Here is a 15890-nt window from a genome sequence, read left to right on the forward strand (position 1 = left end):
CTCGACCGCGCGGGCCATCGCGGCCAGGGCCGCCTCCTGGCTCGCCTGCGGGGGGACGACGAGCAGGCTGAAGTGATCGCGGTCGCCCCGCGTGACGATCACGGTGTCGTCGCCGACCGGATACCGGTCGATGTGCACCGACCGGCCGTCGACGACCAGCCGGGCCGGCGCGTCGTCCCAGGCTTCCGCGTCCAGCCCGACGCTCGCCACGGGCCGGAGTGTTCAGTTAACGCCCTGACCAGACCGGGGAGTTCGGCGCCGACGTCCCGTGACCGCGGCCACCATGCGCCGTCGAGCACACCCTCGCGCGACTGTGTGGTCTCCAGACGCAGCAGCACGGTCCCCGGCTTCGCGGCCTGCCGGAACCGGTCCGGCAGAAGTCCCGGGAACACGGCACCGGTTTCGTCCGACATGGCGCGCCACCTGTCCGTGGACGCACGCCGGCCCCGCCGAGCGAGGGCCGACCAAGGGGAACGGCGGCCGGGCCGCCCCATGTCCCCACGGTACCCCGCCCGTACCCCGCCGACCCGGCCGGTGGGGACAGCCCGCGCGGGGTGCCGGCCTCTCAACGCCATTCGATCGCGAACAGGGCGGCATCGTCGCTCGTGCGACCCGCTGCTCGATGAGCGGTCCCGGAGACGTGAGCCCATATCCACGGCGAGGAGCGGAGCCCCGGCGTCTAGGAAGCAGGCTCGCCCCAGTTGACGCGTTCTACGGCATGAGGCGGGAACGACACCCGAGATCCGTCCGCCTGAGTGACGTGCACCCATCCGCGCTCGTCGATGCGAACTATGCCCTTGACCGACTCGCCCAGCGCGACGCCGGGGCTGACATATCCCGCCTCGTGGGCCAGATGCACCGTCCCGGGGTTCGCTTCGAGGCTTGCCATGACCCGATTGTCCAGGTCCGATCCCGGGTCCGCCACCGGAGCCCTGTCGTGCCGCGCACCCGTCCGACCCTCACGGCCCGCCCCCAGGGGACCCGGTGCCCACCCCCGTGCCCTGGTCAGGCCGGGCCGCCGTCCGGTGCGCCCGACCGCATCCGAGCGGAGCGCTGCGGATGCGTCGGTGCCGGTGCGGGCATTGGCCGGGTCGGGCGCCGCGGTCATCAGCCACTCGGCGGCGGCCGAGGCCTCGGCCTCGGGGGAATTACCAGGAGCTCCAGGCGGAGCGGGACGAAGGAGCACACCATCACCTCGTCCGCGTCCTGCTCCTGCTCGAACCATCCGACGTGGATGACGTGGCCTTCGACGGGACCCGCCGGGGGATGACCAGCCGATGTGTCGGATTCACGGTGACAGGTGTGATCTCCCCCCGTGTGGGGCCAGTGCTGCCGCCAGCGGGGGGAGTTCGTGCAGGAGGTCGTGCGAGCGGGGCCGCCGGGCGCCGTCCAGTCGTCCCGGGGTGGCTCCTTCCGGTGTCAGTGAGAGGCGCACCGGCGGTTCCGGCCCCGGTGGCTGGGCAGCGGTGGGATCGGAGGCCGCCCGGTCATACCGAACACCCGTCCTGGACTCGTTGTTGTGGACGGCCTGGTGCGGGCGCCTGGCACCGCAGGAATCCCGCAGGTCGTGGACGGTGAGTCCTTCCACCGTCGGCTCCCTGCCTTGCCTCAAGATGGACCGGCGAACGTCTCACCAGCACCTCCCCTGTCCCGGCATGGCGCCGGCCCTGACCCGCGGCACTTCAGCCAGGCAGGATCTTGCCGCTGTCGGGTGCGGCCCAAGGTATTTATCGGATGACGGTCAAACATGAGCGTGCGGTAATTTTTGAAAAAGAATTCATGTGCAAGAGGTGCTCGGATTCCAGCAGCGCGGAGTATTCTGGAAAGTGCCGGGAGAAGTAACCGGTGGGACGATCGCGAGGAGGCGAATATGTGGATCAATGAGGCAGGATTCCTGGATCCGCGACTCGTGATCTCGCGAGTGTCTGCCCTTTCGGCGGGAAGATCATAGGGTTGCGGGGGCGTGGATTCAGATCCTGTTGTCCCGGTCGGTGTTACGTTTGCGCAGGCCGGAAAGGTCACCTCCGCAGCAATGCGGGGGCGGCCTTTTTTGTGGGGCGGTCGAGTGTAGTGGTCTGCGTGGGAGGCCGGTGGCTCCCGTCACTACTGCCTGTCGGTGGACGATGCAGAATTCCTTGACCTGGAGGCCGACCGTCGCGGCCGCGCTGTTCCGAAGAGCGACATCGGGGGCTCTGGAGCGGAGGAAGTCTCATTGTCCTGGGTGAGCGGATCACTTTCGATCTCCCGCTCGCGTGCTGGCTCTCACGCGCTTCTCACGGATTGGGTGTCATGGGGTGGCATCAGGCGTAATTGAGGTTGGACGTGAAGGGCCCTGACCTGCGAGGCTTGGACTGGTGGACATTGGTCGGACATCCGTCCGACCGCTGGGGGTCAAGGGGTCGCAGGTTCAAATCCTGTCGTCCCGACTGTAAAGTCGCAGGTCAGAGGCGGTTTACTCGCGTAGAGTAAGCCGCCTTTTGGTGGTTTTCGGACGCGGCATATCGGGCAATTGCCGCTATTGCTATCCTTCGATTGCTGGGATGTATCGCTGTTTTTCCTGTGATGCGAAGGTGTCAATCCCTTTCTGGAACGAATGCATGAACTCGGGCGCTGTGGCGCACTTGACCGCCCGAAAAGCGGGGTCAAGTGGGTAACGCACCCCTGAATTGGGCACGTTGACGGTTGATCAGCTGGGGGTGCTTTGGCGAGCGAAGGCGTCTTCCCGAGGGACTTGGATGCGCTCCGTTACCAGTGGCCGGGGATCTTCCCGGCGGCGCCGAGCTGCTCGGCGAGGTGCTTGGTGAACGCTTCGCCAGCCTTGGTGAGTTCGCGGAGGTCGGGGTGGAGGTAGCGCTGGGTGGTGGTGCTGTCCTTGTGGCCGGCGATCTGCTGGAGCATCGAAGGCAGGATCCCGGCGTCGGCCATCCAGGTCAGGCCGGTGTGGCGCAGGTCGTGGCGGCTCAGGTGCTCGTAGCCGAGGTTGCGGGTGACGTCGTCCCGGTGGGTGGCGTCGCGCAGGACGGCGGTGCTGATGCGGCCACCGCGGGGGCCGGTGTAGAGGCGGGCGTTCGGATTGCCGGGTCGCTTCGAGGCGGCAGATGATCAGTGGGCGCAGTGGTTCGATGATCGGGATGTAGCGGGCGGTCTTGCCTTTGGTGTGTTTGTCGACGAGGCCGCCGGGTGCGGGGGTGGTCTGCCGTCGGCAGGTGAGGAGCCAGGTGCGGACGTTGATGTCGCAGGCTCGGACTCCTGAGACCTCGCCGATGCGGGTGGCGGTGCAGGCGCCGTGGATGACGACGTCGCCCCAGCCGCGGTAGTCGCCCCAGCCGCGGTAGTGGTTGTAGGAGGCGTCGATCAGGGCTTCGGCGAGTTCGGTGAGGGCATCCCAGTCCCGCAGGGCGAGAAGGCGGGGGTCCAGCAGTTCGTCCTCGGCCTGCTGGTACTTCTGCTGCCAGCCTTTGACGTGGGCGGGCGCGTGCTCGATGAGGCCGTCCATGACGGCCTGCCCGAGGATGCGGTAGAGCATGGCGAGGGTGTTCTTGATCGTTGAGCGGCCGCAGCCCTCCGAAATCCAGCTGTCGACCGCGTTGGCGATCGTGCTGGTGGTGACCAGGCTGACCGGAAGGTGCCCGAGGTCGGGCTCGATCCGGTGGTGCCATCCGGCCAGGTAGGGGATATGGGTCGTGGTCTCAAGGTCGGCCAGGATGGCCGGGAGGCGGCGGTCGACGTACTCCGCCAGCGGCATCGAGGACAGGGATGGGAGCAGCGGGCTGCCGGTGGCGTCGGCCAGAATGGTCAGCCATTGGGTGACCAGCGCCGGGTCGAGCCCGTTGCGGACGGCCTGCGCCAGGAAGTCGGCCCAGGCGTGCGTCTGGGCCGGGGCGACCGATGGCGGGGGCGTTGGCATCGGCCGGGGCATGGGTGCCTGGGTGAGGCGCGCGGTGCGCGACGGCCGGGCGGACTGCGGGGTCGGTTCTCGGGCGGGCGCCTTCGGTGGTGATGTCGATGTACTCATATGGCATAGTCGCGCTGAACCTGGCTTGACTGCTTGATGCCGTCATGGTGTCATCGCGGCATGCTGTACCAGACACCGGCGCTGCAGGAAGCCGATCAAGCCGTTCTGGACGAGATCGCGCAGATGCGCGACCGTCTGCGCCTGCACCTGCGCACACCCCGGCGCTGGGAAGGCCAGCTGAGGCGTAACCTCACGGCGCGGGCCATCGCCGGGTCGAACACGATCGAGGGCTACGCGGCGAGCGTGTCGGACGTCGAGGACATCATTGTCGGCGAGGCACCGATCGATGCGAACGACACCGTCGCGGTCGAGATCGAGGGCTGCCGCCAGGCGATGACCTACATCCAACGCCTGGCCGACGCCAGCGAGGACTTCGAGTACAGCAAGGGGTTGCTGAACGCGCTGCACTTCATGATGCAGGGCCACCACCTGCTCAAGCGGCCCGGCTGGTGGCGCACCGGCCCGGTCTACGTGACCTCGGCCGAGGACCCGACCATCGCCGCCTACACCGCACCTGGCGCCGATCAGGTGCCGGAGCTGACCGCCGAACTGGTGGACTGGCTCAACGAGGGCGACCTTGAGACCCCTGGTCTCGTGCGAGCGTCGATGGCACACCTGAACCTGGTCGCGATCCACCCATGGCCGGACGGCAACGGGCGGATGTCCCGCGCCCTGCACACCCTGGTCCTCGCCAGAGAAGGGATCATGGCGCCCGAGTTCTCCAGCATCGAGGAATGGCTCGGCCGCGCCCGCAACACCTACCGCTACTACGACGTCCTCGCTGAGGTCGGCGGCCCCGTCTGGACCCCCGACCGCGACACCCTGCCCTGGGTCAGGTTCTGCCTGCGCGCCCACCACCAGCAGGCCCAGAGCGTCGAGCGGCAGGTCAACACCACCCGAGACGTCTGGACCGCCCTCGACGAAGCGATCGAGCAGCGCGGCTGGCCCGACCGCATGCTCTACGCCCTCTACCCCGCTGCCATGGGCAACCGCCTGCGCCGCGCCACATACCAGGCCGATGCCGAAATCAGCGAACAGCAGGCCCAACGCGACATCCGTGAACTCGTCCGCGCCAGCTGGCTCACCGCCAAGGGCGAGGCCCAGGGCCGCTACTACACCGCCGGCCCGGACCTGCCCGAGGAAATCACGCGCGGAGTTCGTGAGCCCAGGCCGCTGCGTGACCCCTACGCGTGACTCAGCAGGTGCGGGGGACGCTCGAGCTCACCAGCGTCGGCCTCGGATCTTTCCGTTGCCGGGCCGGTACGCATCCTTAACGATCTGTGCGAGGTCGTCCTCGCTGAACATGCGGTGGCTGCCGATCTGCCGGTGAGGGATGCGGCCGGCGGCGGACTCCGAACGAAGCCAGGCGACGCCCACGCCCAGGCGCTTCGCGGCTTCCGTGACGGAGTGCAGCAGGGGTTCGTCGCTCTTGGGCGTGTCGTTGGCTGAGGGACCTGTGGGCTTGTGCTTGGGCTCGGGCAGTCCGGTGTGCACGTTGAGCGCGGCAGCCTCCGCGGCGGCGAGGAGCACGCCGAGTCCGCGCAGGCGAGCCGCGTCGCCGATTCCGTCGTTGGGCCCGGGCAGGCCCAGGGCGCGGCGGGCCTGTGTGGCCGGATCGTCGGAGGGCAGCAGAAGGGAGGCGAGTCGATAGTCCTCCTCGGTCATCGGAGCGTTGGCCTCGAATGCCTTGAAGAGTCGTAGTCGTTCGGTCTGCAGCGCGCCCTTGTCCAGGCTTCGGATACTCTCGCGCAGTTCTTCCCAGCCCGTGTGGGCCTGTACGGCGGCCAGAGCGTAAGAGGTCACATCCGTGCCCGGGTTGGCCTTCACCCGGCGGTGCTGGTAACAGACGTCCATCCCTGACTCGACCGGGACCTTGCATGGGAAGCCGTAGAACGAAGCGACCGGTTCGGGACAGCGCGGCCTGTCACGGGCGAGTGAACGGTCTGTTCCTGCCCGGATCTGGCGGATCTGCTCCGCCGCGTTCTTCAACGCCGGATTGGGGACACCCCACGCCTTCGCGGCCTCCAAGGGGCTGAGGTGATCCAGCCTGCGCATGCGCTCCATCGGCGTTCCTGCATCGCCCATGGGCCGTCCTCCGTGGTTGTCAGAGGTCGTATCGTTCCCGTCGCGTGATGCTGCCGTCCGGAGCTGACCGAGCTTGGTCGGCATATGCGTGAGGGCGCCTGCTCATAGTTCGTGTTGGTTCGTTCTCCAGCGAACCCTGCTCGTGGCGTGGGCAGCGGTGCACCGGCAACGACGCACTGGCCGAGCGATCACGTTCTGTGGCTGATGGGTGGTTGACCGTCGATGGCGTTGCGATAGCTCAGACGCATAGAGGGCCCCGCCTCCGCTTCCACGCTCAGGGCGCTACGGGTTCGGCCCACGCGCCCGTCGCCCAGCGCGCCGACGGCAACCACCGGTCGGTGACCGTCCATGTCTCGGACAACCAGGTCGACAGGCCGGTCCATGGTCCAGTTGTCGAGACCGATCCAGCGTTCGAAGCAGCGGACGCGAGTGCTGCCGTCGGGTACGGTGATCGGCAGAGCCGGGTCCGGGCCGCCGACAGCATTGGCGGAACCAGCCACGGTAGATACTTTCCCCGCCTTCCGGGGGCGCGTCAGTAGCGTGCCCACCAGCGGAACTCCACACCTGCCGCGAGCCCAAACGACCTTCTCCACTCCACGCTCAGGGTTCTCGCCAATGAGGCGCTGGCTCATGACCCGCCGACTCATCGGCGAGAGCACACCGACCTGGCACGGAAGATGAACCTCGGAATCAGGGTGAAACGCCCAGTGAGCCTCGCCGCCGTCGACGGTCCCACCACGTCGGCATCCGGCCCGGGGATGCTGCCGTTCATCACCAGAGGCTCTGCAGATCGGCCTGGAGCGACCCGCGTGCCGTTGTCCGGCGGGTGCCCGAGTGCGCCCGGAAAGCGACCCGAAGCCGCCCGGGCGGGGTGGTTGGATGGGAGGGCGGATCCAGCTTGTCGCCGCCGTCGGCGCGGTGCGATCCTCTCCGACATGCTGCACAGCGACCTGCCGGACCACGCGTCAGTTCTCAGGGAGGTGCGGGAATTGCGGCGAGTCGGCCTGGTGCGGCTGCGTGAGCTGGAGCTCCCGGCGCTGGCCCGGGCCGCAGACATGATTGACCTGCCGGCCGGGCGGGAGTCGCGGCCCGCCTCTGTGGAGCGGCTGCTGCGGCTGGCGGTGACGCGAATCGATCCCGGCAACCTTCACACGGCCGCCGAGTACAGCCTCGGCCTGGCCCAGGGCACTCGCGACTGGCCGCCCGCCGACCGTCGGAAGCATGCCGCGGGCGTGTACGGGGTGAGCGTGGAGCGATTCCGCAAGCACCACGAGGCGCTGGTGCTGGGTGAGGTCGCCGAGCAGGTGATTCGGATGGCCGCACGGGCGGGGCAGCCGGGTCGGGCAGCGCTGTCGCGCCAGGCGGACCAGGCGGGGGAGGCGGTGGACGTTGGGCCGCTCTCGCCCGCGTCGTCGGGTCACCGGTCGCTGCGGGTCCGGGTGGGCGATCGGACCGCGCTGGTGACGGTGCACGTCCACCCCGTCGATCTGTTGCGCGATGTGGACGTCGTTGTCTCGCCGACCAACACCTATCTGGCGCTGCCGGAGCCGTACAAGTCGTCGGTGTCGGCGTCGCTTCGGCGGGTGGGAGCGCTGCGCGGGTCGACCGGGGAGCTCGTCGAGGACCTGGTGCACGAGGAGTTGCGGAGGTGGGCCGTCCGGCACGGGGCGCCGGGCCGGGCGGTCCTGCCGGGAACCGTGGCGGCGGTCGGGGCGGGGGCGCTGGTGGAGCAGGGTGTTCGGCGGATCTATCACGCCGCGGTGGCGGTCCCGCGCCTCGGGACGAACGACTACGATGTGCTGCCGGCGGACGTGACCCGGGCGGTCGCCCGGGCGCTCGCCGTGCTTGCCGAGGAACACCGGCAGTTCGATCCTCCGCTGCGCTCGATCTGTCTTCCGTTGCTCGGTTCCGGCCGAGGCGGGCTGCCGTACGAGGTCAGTCTCGGCATGCTCTGGGCCGCGGTGGAGGCCGAACTGATCCGCGGTGCGAAGTGGGAGGTGCACCTCGTGGTGCGGCGGGCTGTCGCCGCAGATCTGATCGAACGTCAACTCATGGCCGTGAAGGCGGTCGACGGAAGGATCCGATGAACCCGTACCAGGTGCTTGCGGCCGCCGCCGCCGACTGGGACCGGTTGGCCGGCCTGCTGGAACCCGCGCCGGGCCGCCAACTGGAGTTGCGGCTGCAGGCGTTGAGATTTGCCGAGCAGAACGGGCCGGCCCGGCTGCAGGCGGCCGAGGAGGCGGCACGGCTGCTGCTGGAAGCGCTGCCGGACGCCGAGTCCGGACGGCTCGACGATGTGTCCGGTGCCCGGTTTGCCGGGGACCCGCAGGACCGGTCGTACCTCGGCTTCCATGCGGACGACCTAGCCGTGCTGGTGCTCGACGGCCACCGCATGGTCGGCCCGGTGCTCGGTCCGATCCGGGTGAGGATCCTGGCCGTACCGGCGCTCGACCCCGACGAGGTGCGGCTGCTGGGCGGTGATCCAGGCGCTGCCGGGCTGCTGAGGTTGACCGGGCCCGGCGGGAGGCTGCGGCTGCCCGGCTTCCAGTTCGGCGTCGCGGGCACGCCGTTGCCGACGGTGGTGGAGGTCAACACCGTTCTGGACGCCGAACGCGACCCGTGGGGCGTCGCGGACTGGTGGCTGTCGGCCAATGCGTGGCTGGGCGGCAACCCCGCCGACCTGCTCGGCGCCGGGCGGGACGGCCAGCTCGTGGACGCGGCACGGTACCTGTCGGAGGAGGAGTAACCGGATGGCGAACACCAGGCCCCCGCGGGTGCTGCCGGGTACGCCCGCCAAGCTGACCCTGCCGGCCGGCACCCCGCTGTACCGGCTGCACGCGGCCCGCCACCCGGCGACCGCGTTCAATCCCGTACCCGCCCACTGCCTCTACGGCGGCGGCCGTTTCGACGCGACCAGGTGCGACCCGTTCGGCTATCTCTACGCCGGGCTCACCGCGGAGTCGGCGGTGTGCGAGTCGCTGCTGCGGTCGGTTCCGTTCGATCCGGGCGGGACGCCGCGGCTGGTGCCGAGGGTCGCGATGCGCGGCCGCCGGCTGTCCTTCCTGCGGCTGGCCGCAGAGCTGGACGTGGTGTCCCTGGTGACCGGCCGGGAGCTGGCGAGTGTCGCCCAGGACTCCTGGCTTGTCCAGGCGGAGGCCAACGAGTACCCGTTCACCCGTGACTGGGGTCATTGGATCCGTGAGCACACCGACCTGTGGGCGCAGGGCTTCCTCTGGCCGTCCAAGCGTGAGCCCGGCGACCGGGTGGTGGTCCTGTTCGGTGACCGCTGCGTGCCGGACGTGATCGAGGAGACGGGCGTCCCGCCGGTCGACTTCGACACCGCCGAGGGGGAGAGGCGGCTCAACTCCTTGCTGGAGCCCTACCACGCGAGGATCGCCCCGTGACGCCGGAGCGGGCGATGGACCCGGACCCGGACCCGGACCCAGACGAGGTCTCCGACGACGAACTGCGCGCCGAGCGGGACGAGTTGCTGGAGCAGCTGGCAGGTCTGCGGGCGGACGACCCACAGGTGCCGACGGCGTGGGCGGTCGCCGGGGACTTCAGCTACCAGCTCTTCCTGCGGCAGGCACGCCCGGAGGACCTGGACCTGGCGGACGAGGCGTTCGAGCGGGCCTTCGCCCGGCCCGGCGACGAGGGGATCGACGACGAGGAGATCTGGGACGCCTGGCGGATCCTCCGCGCTCGCGTGCTGCTGTTCCGGTACGACGGCTGGCCGCAACCCGAACTGCTCGACCGGGCCTGGGCGTTGCTGGTCGACGGCCTGGCCGAACCGGTCGCCGGGTCGTCGTTCGAGCACCTCAGGATGCTCGGCAGGTACCTGGTGGCCCGGCTCGCCCGGTTGCGGTGGGTGCAGGCCGACGACCGGCCCGCCCCGCAACGGGCGGCTCTGCTCTCCGAGGCGCTGCGCCGGTACGACGCCGCGCTCGACGACCACGCACCCGGCAGCCCGGAGGCCGCCGAACTGCACGGGGAGGCCGGTGCACTGCACCACGAGCGGTACCGGACCGGCGGTGACCTGCCCGACGCGCAGGCCTCCGTCCGGCATTTCCGCGCGGCTCTCGAGGCGGCCACGCCGGACAGCGACGTCCCGCTGCTGCGCTACGGACTCGCCACCGCCCAGATGGTGCACGGCCAGCGCGCCCGGGACCGGGAAATGCTGACGGAGGCCCGGACCCAGTTCGGCCGAGCGCTGGTCGAGGCGGGCGAGCGATCCGCGGAGCGATCGTGGTGGGGCCGCGAGGCGATGGCCCGGATGGTCTACATCCGGGCGATGCTGTGGTGGCACTGGGACGACAGTACCCAGGTCGGGCCCGCCGAGGCGGAGTTGGCGCCACTGCTCGCCGAGCCCGATGCCGTCGACGAACTGCTGCCCACGTACCTGGACTGCTTCGGACGGCTGCTCTACCAGCGTGCCACCGAGCGCGACGACGACGCCGGACGAGACCGAGCGCTCCACCTGCTGCAGCGGGCTCTCGACTGCTGGCAGCCCGAACGCGACGGCGGCTCGGCCGCACCGCTGGGCCTGCTGGTGGCGTCTCTCCAGTGGGCCCGCTACCGGGCGGACGGCGACCCGGCGCGCCTGCCGGTGCTCGCCGCGGCCAGCGGGCGTGCCCTCGAAGACGAGAGTCAGGGCGCCGAGTTCCGGCGGATGGCCATCATGTGCCACGGCTGGGTCAGACACGAGCTGGTGCGCCAGGGCCTTGCCGAGGCGGGCCCCGAGGTCGACGCCCTCTTCCAGGAGGCCCACCGCGCCACCATGGGGACATTGGCGGATGCCAGACACGGCGGGGCCTTCCTGAACCTCAGCGATCAGGACTTCAACGGTCTCGCCAACGACATCGGCGGCGTCGACCGGCTGCCCGCGGAATTCGACCGGCTGTACCGGACCTGGCACGAGATGGACCCGGACAGCCGCGAGTCGGGTGAGTCGGCCGCGTTCTTGTACGGCCTGGTGCCGTTGCTCGATCCGCACGGCACGCACGTCACCGCCGAGCAGAAGACCGCGCTCCTGCAGGCCGCACTGCAGCACCGGAAGGGGGATGCCGCCGGGCTGAGCAACGTCCACGCCATCGCCGGCTTGATCGGCCTGAACGAGGCGACAGCCGGAGACGGGTCGGGCCTGGAAGGGGCGCTGGAGCACATCGATGCGGCCCGCGACCTGCGCACCGGCCAGGACGGGCGGGTGACCGACGGCATCGAGCTGCTGCGCTCGGCCGTCCAGGGCCAGCGAGGTCAACTGCGCGGCGGTCTCGACGAGGTGGAGACGGCCGCGAGCGCCATCGCCCGGTTGCGCGATCGGCCCGGCACCACCCCCTACCTCCGGTCGCTCATCGACGGCCAGGTCGCGGGTATCGAGGCCATTCGGTACGCGCGGCAGGGTGACCTGGCCGGCACCGACCGGGCCATCGCGCGGCTCGCCGAGGTCCACGGCGCGCTCGACCCGGACGACCCCGCCCGCGGGGAGCTGTGGACGCTGCTGGAGAACGCCCGGATGGGCCGCGACCAGCTCGCCAGGAGCCTGGGCCTGCCGACCGCCTCCATGGCGACCCACGGTGGTGCCACTCTCGACGAACTGCGCCGCCAAGCTGCACGGTTGCCGCGCGACCACCGTGCATGGGTGCTGGGGGACGCGGGTATCGCCCGCATCGCACGGGGGGTGGACCGGCCCGACCGCCGGCTTCTCGACGAAGGAATGACCCTGCTCCGGGAGGCCTTGGACCTGTCCGACGAGGGAAGCGACGACTGGCTGCGCTACGCCTTCGTGCTGGGCAGCACCCACTGCGCCAAGGCCTCCCGGAGCGGCGACCGCCGTGAGCTGGGGACCGGCATTGACCTGCTGGAGCGGGCCGCCCAGCTGGCCGGCGGCCCCGAGCACCGGCTCTGGGCGGTGTGCAGCCTGACCCTCGGCCGGGCCTACCGGCTGCGCGCCGACCCGGCCCGCGACGACCGCCGCCGGGGACGCCTCGCCGGGCTCGAGTCCCTGCGCGGACACTCCTGGATGGCGCTGCTCCAGTCCGGCACCGGGCACGCCGCCGAGGGCGCACCCGAGGCCACCGCCGCGGCCCTGGAGGTGGCCGCCTGGTGCCTGGCCGACGACGCCCCCGAGGCCGCCGTCCAGGCACTGGACGCCTGCCGCGGACTGGTGCTGCACGCCGCGAACACCGCGATGACGGTGCCCCAGCTGCTGACCGCCACCGGTCGGCCCGACCTGGCCGAGGAGTGGCGGGCCGCGGGCGGCGCCGAACCGCCTGGCGGAGCGGACGGCTCGACCGGGCCCGGCGGCGTCCCGAGCGAACTGCGCCGCCGCGTCCTGACCGCGCTGACCGCCGACGGCCCGTACGGCGGGCCGTCGGCCCGGCTGCTCGGCACCCCGGCCCCCGCGGAGATCGGTGCGGCGCTGCGCAGCTGCCGGGCGGACGCCCTGGTGTACCTGATGCCGGCCTCCGACGACCGCGGCGGGGCGGCGGTCCTGGTCACCGCGGATGGTGGCGCGCACTGGCTGCCGCTGCCGCTGCTGAAGGAGGACGCCGGGCCCCTGCGGGACTACACCCCGGCCGGCCGGTCCGTCCGGGACATGGGGCCGGCTCCGCACGCCGCCGCACCCGACTCGCCCTCGCTGCGCCGGCAACTGGACCGGCTGTGCTCCTGGGCCTGGTACGCGGCGGTCAAGCCACTGCTGGACATGCTCGTGCCGCCACCCGGCCGGACCCGCCCGCCGTCGCTGATCCTGGTGCCCATGGGCGCCCTCGGCGTGGTGCCGTGGCATGCGGCCTGGTCGGAGCCGGACGCCACCGGACGACGCCGGTACGCCGTCGAGCAGGCCGAGATCTCGTACGCCGCCTCGGCCCGGCTGCTGTGCGACGTGGCCGCCCGGCCGTCCACACCGCACACCGACGCCGCCCTGGTGGTCGGCAATCCGACCGGGGACCTGCGCTACGCCGGCGAGGAGGCGGACGCGGTGCAGCGGGCCTTCTACCCGCGGGGCACCTTCCTCGGGCGGCGCGCGGCGGGCGAGGCCGACGGCCCGGGCACGCCGGCCGAGGTGCTCGCCTGGCTGCGCCGCGGCGGTGGTGGCGTCCTGCACCTGGCCTGCCACGCCACCGTGGCCGCCAACCAGCGCTACAGCTCGTACCTCTCCTTCAGCGGCGGTGAGCTGGCCGCCGAGGAGCTGACCGAGGCGGCCGGGCGGGGCGGCGACGGGCTGGAGCTGGTGGTCCTGGCGGCCTGCTGGAGCCACGTGTCCGGGCGCGGCCACAACGAGGCGTACAGCCTTGCCACGGCGTTCCTGGTGGCCGGAGCCAGATCGGTGATCGGCTCGCTGTGGCCGGTGCCTGACGACGCCACCTCGGTCCTGATGTTCATGACGCACCATTTCCTGCGCCGGGAGCAGGAACAGGCGGGCCGGGCGCTGCGCAGGGCCCAGCTGTGGATGCTCGACCCGGACCGCCGGCTGCCGCCCGGTATGCCCGGCGCGCTGGCCGCCCGCGCCGCCGCGGTGGAGCCGGACGACCTCTCGGCCTGGGCCGGTTTCACCCACCTGGGGCAGTGACGGCGGATCAGTCCGGGACGACCGTGCAGAGCGGAAGAGTGAGCGCCGCCCAGCGGCCGGGGGAGGCCGCCGGGCGGCCGGGCAGCATGTCCCGGCTGCCGCCCGGGGCGAGCGGGCGGAACACGCCGTCCGTCGACCGGCCGGTCTGCCGGTCCGCGGGCAGCGTCGGATCCCAGGGCCCGAACTGGTAGGGCACGGTGTTCAGTTCGCCCTCCGCCACGATCAGCTTGAGCCAGTCGCGGACGTAGGCGCCGGGCCGGACCGGTCGGGTGGACGGGAGGCTGAGGTGAACCGGATCGCCGTCCAGCGCGTAGCCGGTGCAGCCGGAGGCGATGAAGGCCCCGGGGAAGAGGACCGATCGGCTGGCGTAGCTGTCCGTGAGGTTCAGCAGGACGCACCAGAGGGCCCTGCCCGTCGAACGATTGTGGATGCGCACGGACACTCTCGGCTCCTGCCAGCCGCCCGGCCCGCGACCGTAGCTGCAGACGATCTCACCGGAGCCCTCGGGCAGGATCGGGTCATCGCCGCCCCAGGGCGTCACCTCGACCCGGACGTGGGATCCGAGCGAGGGATCGGGGTTGGCGAGGTCGCGCAGCTGGTGCCAACCGGCCAGGTGGACAAGGCAGTCGACGATCCGCCGGGCGTCAGCCGAACCCGCCCACGGCAGCGCCGGGACGGCGGGGGACCCGTCCCGGAACAGCACCCGGGCCTCCGCCCGGTCCAGGACGACCCGCAGCAGTGTCCCGGGCGCGTCCCGCGGATCGTCCACGAGGCGAAGCAGCGGCGAGCGGGCGGTGCGCAGGGCGTCGGTCAACTCGGCATCTACCGCAGGACGTTCTAGTGCCTCGACCAGCACCGACACCGGCGGCAGGGCCAACGCGGAGAGCGTCACCGGGTAGCTGAGCGCCGGATCGGGTGACCAGCCGGACGGCTCCACCAGGGTCCGGTCGACCCGGACCTCCCAGGCGGTCAGCAGGTGTCGGTCCTGGCTGCCGGGCCCGGGCTCGACGCTGAACTCGGTACCGCCGGCGTCCGGGCCGCCGCGCAGCCCGTGGACGGTTCCACAGTCCACCTCCCAGCCCGAAGCACCGTGGCGGAGCAGGTGAGGGCTCGGGGCGCGAACGGCCCCGCCGAGGAACGGCCGGTCGGCAGGGCCACCGGCCTCCAGGGGGAGCAGGACCGGGTGCTGGCGTTCACCCGAGCCCTGCACCCGGCACTGCACGGCCGCCATCAACCGGCGGTAGCTCAGCTCCGGGCCGCCCTGCTCGCCGAGCGCGCCGAGGAGTGCGTGCGTGAACACGCCGTGCCTGCGTCCGTCGAACCAGTCCTCGAACGCGGGCTGGTTCAGCCGACTCGCGGCCAGCAGGACGTGACCCGGCTCGGCCGCGGGACCGGTGACGTCGCGGGCCGTCGCGAGCGCCCCCCAGGACGGATCCGGTGGAAGGAGGCGCGCGCTGCCCTCGGCGTCCCGGGTCGCGCCGCCCGAGAAACAGCAGTCGAGGACCGCGACGACATGGGCGCCGCGGGCGGCGACCTCGTCCAGCAGGGCCCCCAGCTCCTTGTCCAGCAATGGCCCGTCGGCGCAGACCAGGGCCTGGCAGCGGCCGGTGGATTCGACCTTCAGCTGCTCGGCCGTGGCGTCGAACTCGGTCCCGTGGCCGGAGAACCAGAGCAGTGCGGTGTCCTGCGGCCCCGCCTGCCCGAGATGCCCGCGGATGCCGTCGATGACCGCACGCACGGTGGCGTCGGTGTCGAGCAGCGTCCGCACAACCGGCTCCGTCACCTTCGCGTCCAGCCAATGCTCAGCAGCAGCCGTGTCATTGACGCACCCCCGGAGCGAAGCGCGGCCGAGCGCCGAGTAGTCGTTGATCCCCACCAGGAGTGCAAAAACCGTCCTCATGGTCAGAAGTGTTCCAGGCGGACACCGCCCCGGCGGTCCGGTCGACCGGGCGAATGGTGGGTGGAAACAGGTCGTCATCCGGCCATGCGCGTGCGATCACCTGCACGGCTTCGCAATATGGCAGTGCGATCACTATCCTTCCCTTCTCGACCGCGCGGTGTGAGCGCGGTGTCACTCCATGGTCATCGGGGGATTCATGGGTTTCATTGAGCAGCCCCGCCGCGTCGTGCGACCGGGCCAGGCGACCGGGCCCGGTCGGGCTGCGGCGAGCGGTCCGGCCACCGGCGGGCGACCGCCACAGACCCGCGTCGGGGCGGACC

At 71.3% G+C, this 15890-nt stretch carries 12 protein-coding genes and 1 pseudogene; 6 read left to right on the plus strand and 7 right to left on the minus strand.

What is annotated here, in order from left to right; genetic code table 11:
- From ACZ51D_RS33670 to ACZ51D_RS33685, 4 genes and pseudogenes are all read right to left on the minus strand, one after another.
- Window positions 1-413 (minus strand): annotated as a pseudogene (locus ACZ51D_RS33670) (DUF5994 family protein); the annotation flags it as partial.
- A gap of 266 nt (window positions 414-679) precedes the next feature.
- On the minus strand, window positions 680-889 hold the full coding sequence (locus tag ACZ51D_RS33675; RefSeq protein WP_143685673.1) for a hypothetical protein: 210 nt from the start codon (window positions 887-889) through the stop codon (window positions 680-682).
- Between the two features lie 399 nt (window positions 890-1288).
- Window positions 1289-1588, minus strand: coding sequence for a DUF5994 family protein (locus ACZ51D_RS33680; RefSeq protein ID WP_465664385.1), 300 nt, complete (start codon window positions 1586-1588; stop codon window positions 1289-1291).
- A gap of 1157 nt (window positions 1589-2745) precedes the next feature.
- Complete coding sequence (locus tag ACZ51D_RS33685; protein WP_465664406.1) at window positions 2746-3033, minus strand: tyrosine-type recombinase/integrase; 288 nt, start codon at window positions 3031-3033, stop codon at window positions 2746-2748.
- Window positions 3034-3286: 253 nt separating this feature from the next.
- Here ACZ51D_RS33685 and ACZ51D_RS33690 point away from each other — a divergent pair, with 253 nt between their 5' ends.
- Together ACZ51D_RS33690 and ACZ51D_RS33695 are read left to right on the plus strand one after the other, a co-directional pair.
- Window positions 3287-3550, plus strand: coding sequence for a hypothetical protein (locus ACZ51D_RS33690; RefSeq protein WP_465626278.1), 264 nt, complete (start codon window positions 3287-3289; stop codon window positions 3548-3550).
- 525 nt (window positions 3551-4075) lie between these two features.
- Window positions 4076-5209, plus strand: a complete 1134-nt coding sequence (locus ACZ51D_RS33695) for a Fic family protein (RefSeq protein WP_465664386.1) — start codon at window positions 4076-4078, stop codon at window positions 5207-5209.
- A gap of 27 nt (window positions 5210-5236) precedes the next feature.
- On the opposite strand, the gene ACZ51D_RS33700 is transcribed toward ACZ51D_RS33695, so the two are convergent.
- Together ACZ51D_RS33700 and ACZ51D_RS33705 are read right to left on the minus strand one after the other, a co-directional pair.
- Entirely contained in the window at window positions 5237-6100 is an 864-nt protein-coding gene (locus ACZ51D_RS33700; RefSeq protein WP_465626281.1) for a helix-turn-helix domain-containing protein, read from the minus strand.
- A 188-nt stretch (window positions 6101-6288) separates the two neighbouring features.
- The gene (locus tag ACZ51D_RS33705) at window positions 6289-6600 is read right to left on the minus strand and encodes a hypothetical protein (RefSeq protein WP_465626283.1); all 312 of its coding nucleotides are present in this window, start codon (window positions 6598-6600) and stop codon (window positions 6289-6291) included.
- Window positions 6601-7035: 435 nt separating this feature from the next.
- On the opposite strand from ACZ51D_RS33705, the gene ACZ51D_RS33710 reads away from it, so the two are divergent.
- From ACZ51D_RS33710 to ACZ51D_RS33725, 4 genes are read left to right on the plus strand one after another with little or no spacing between them, the layout of a single operon-like run.
- A complete protein-coding gene (locus ACZ51D_RS33710; protein WP_465626285.1) occupies window positions 7036-8187 on the plus strand; it encodes a macro domain-containing protein in 1152 nt (383 codons plus the stop codon).
- The gene (locus ACZ51D_RS33715) at window positions 8184-8846 is read left to right on the plus strand and encodes a hypothetical protein (RefSeq protein WP_465626287.1); all 663 of its coding nucleotides are present in this window, start codon (window positions 8184-8186) and stop codon (window positions 8844-8846) included. The genes ACZ51D_RS33710 and ACZ51D_RS33715 overlap by 4 nt, the downstream gene beginning before the upstream one ends.
- 4 nt (window positions 8847-8850) lie before the next feature.
- Window positions 8851-9504 carry an RES family NAD+ phosphorylase gene (locus tag ACZ51D_RS33720; protein ID WP_465664387.1) on the plus strand — a complete coding sequence of 218 codons (654 nt, stop codon included), beginning with the start codon at window positions 8851-8853 and terminating at the stop codon, window positions 9502-9504.
- The gene (locus tag ACZ51D_RS33725) at window positions 9501-13670 is read left to right on the plus strand and encodes a CHAT domain-containing protein (protein ID WP_465624064.1); all 4170 of its coding nucleotides are present in this window, start codon (window positions 9501-9503) and stop codon (window positions 13668-13670) included. Before ACZ51D_RS33720 ends, ACZ51D_RS33725 begins: the two co-directional genes overlap by 4 nt.
- A gap of 7 nt (window positions 13671-13677) precedes the next feature.
- Here the strand turns inward: ACZ51D_RS33725 and ACZ51D_RS33730 are convergent, their stop codons facing one another.
- On the minus strand, window positions 13678-15570 hold the full coding sequence (locus ACZ51D_RS33730) for a caspase family protein (RefSeq protein WP_465624062.1): 1893 nt from the start codon (window positions 15568-15570) through the stop codon (window positions 13678-13680).
- Between the last annotated feature and the right edge of the window lie 320 nt (window positions 15571-15890).

The organism is Kitasatospora sp. NPDC033851, assembly GCF_055576085.1.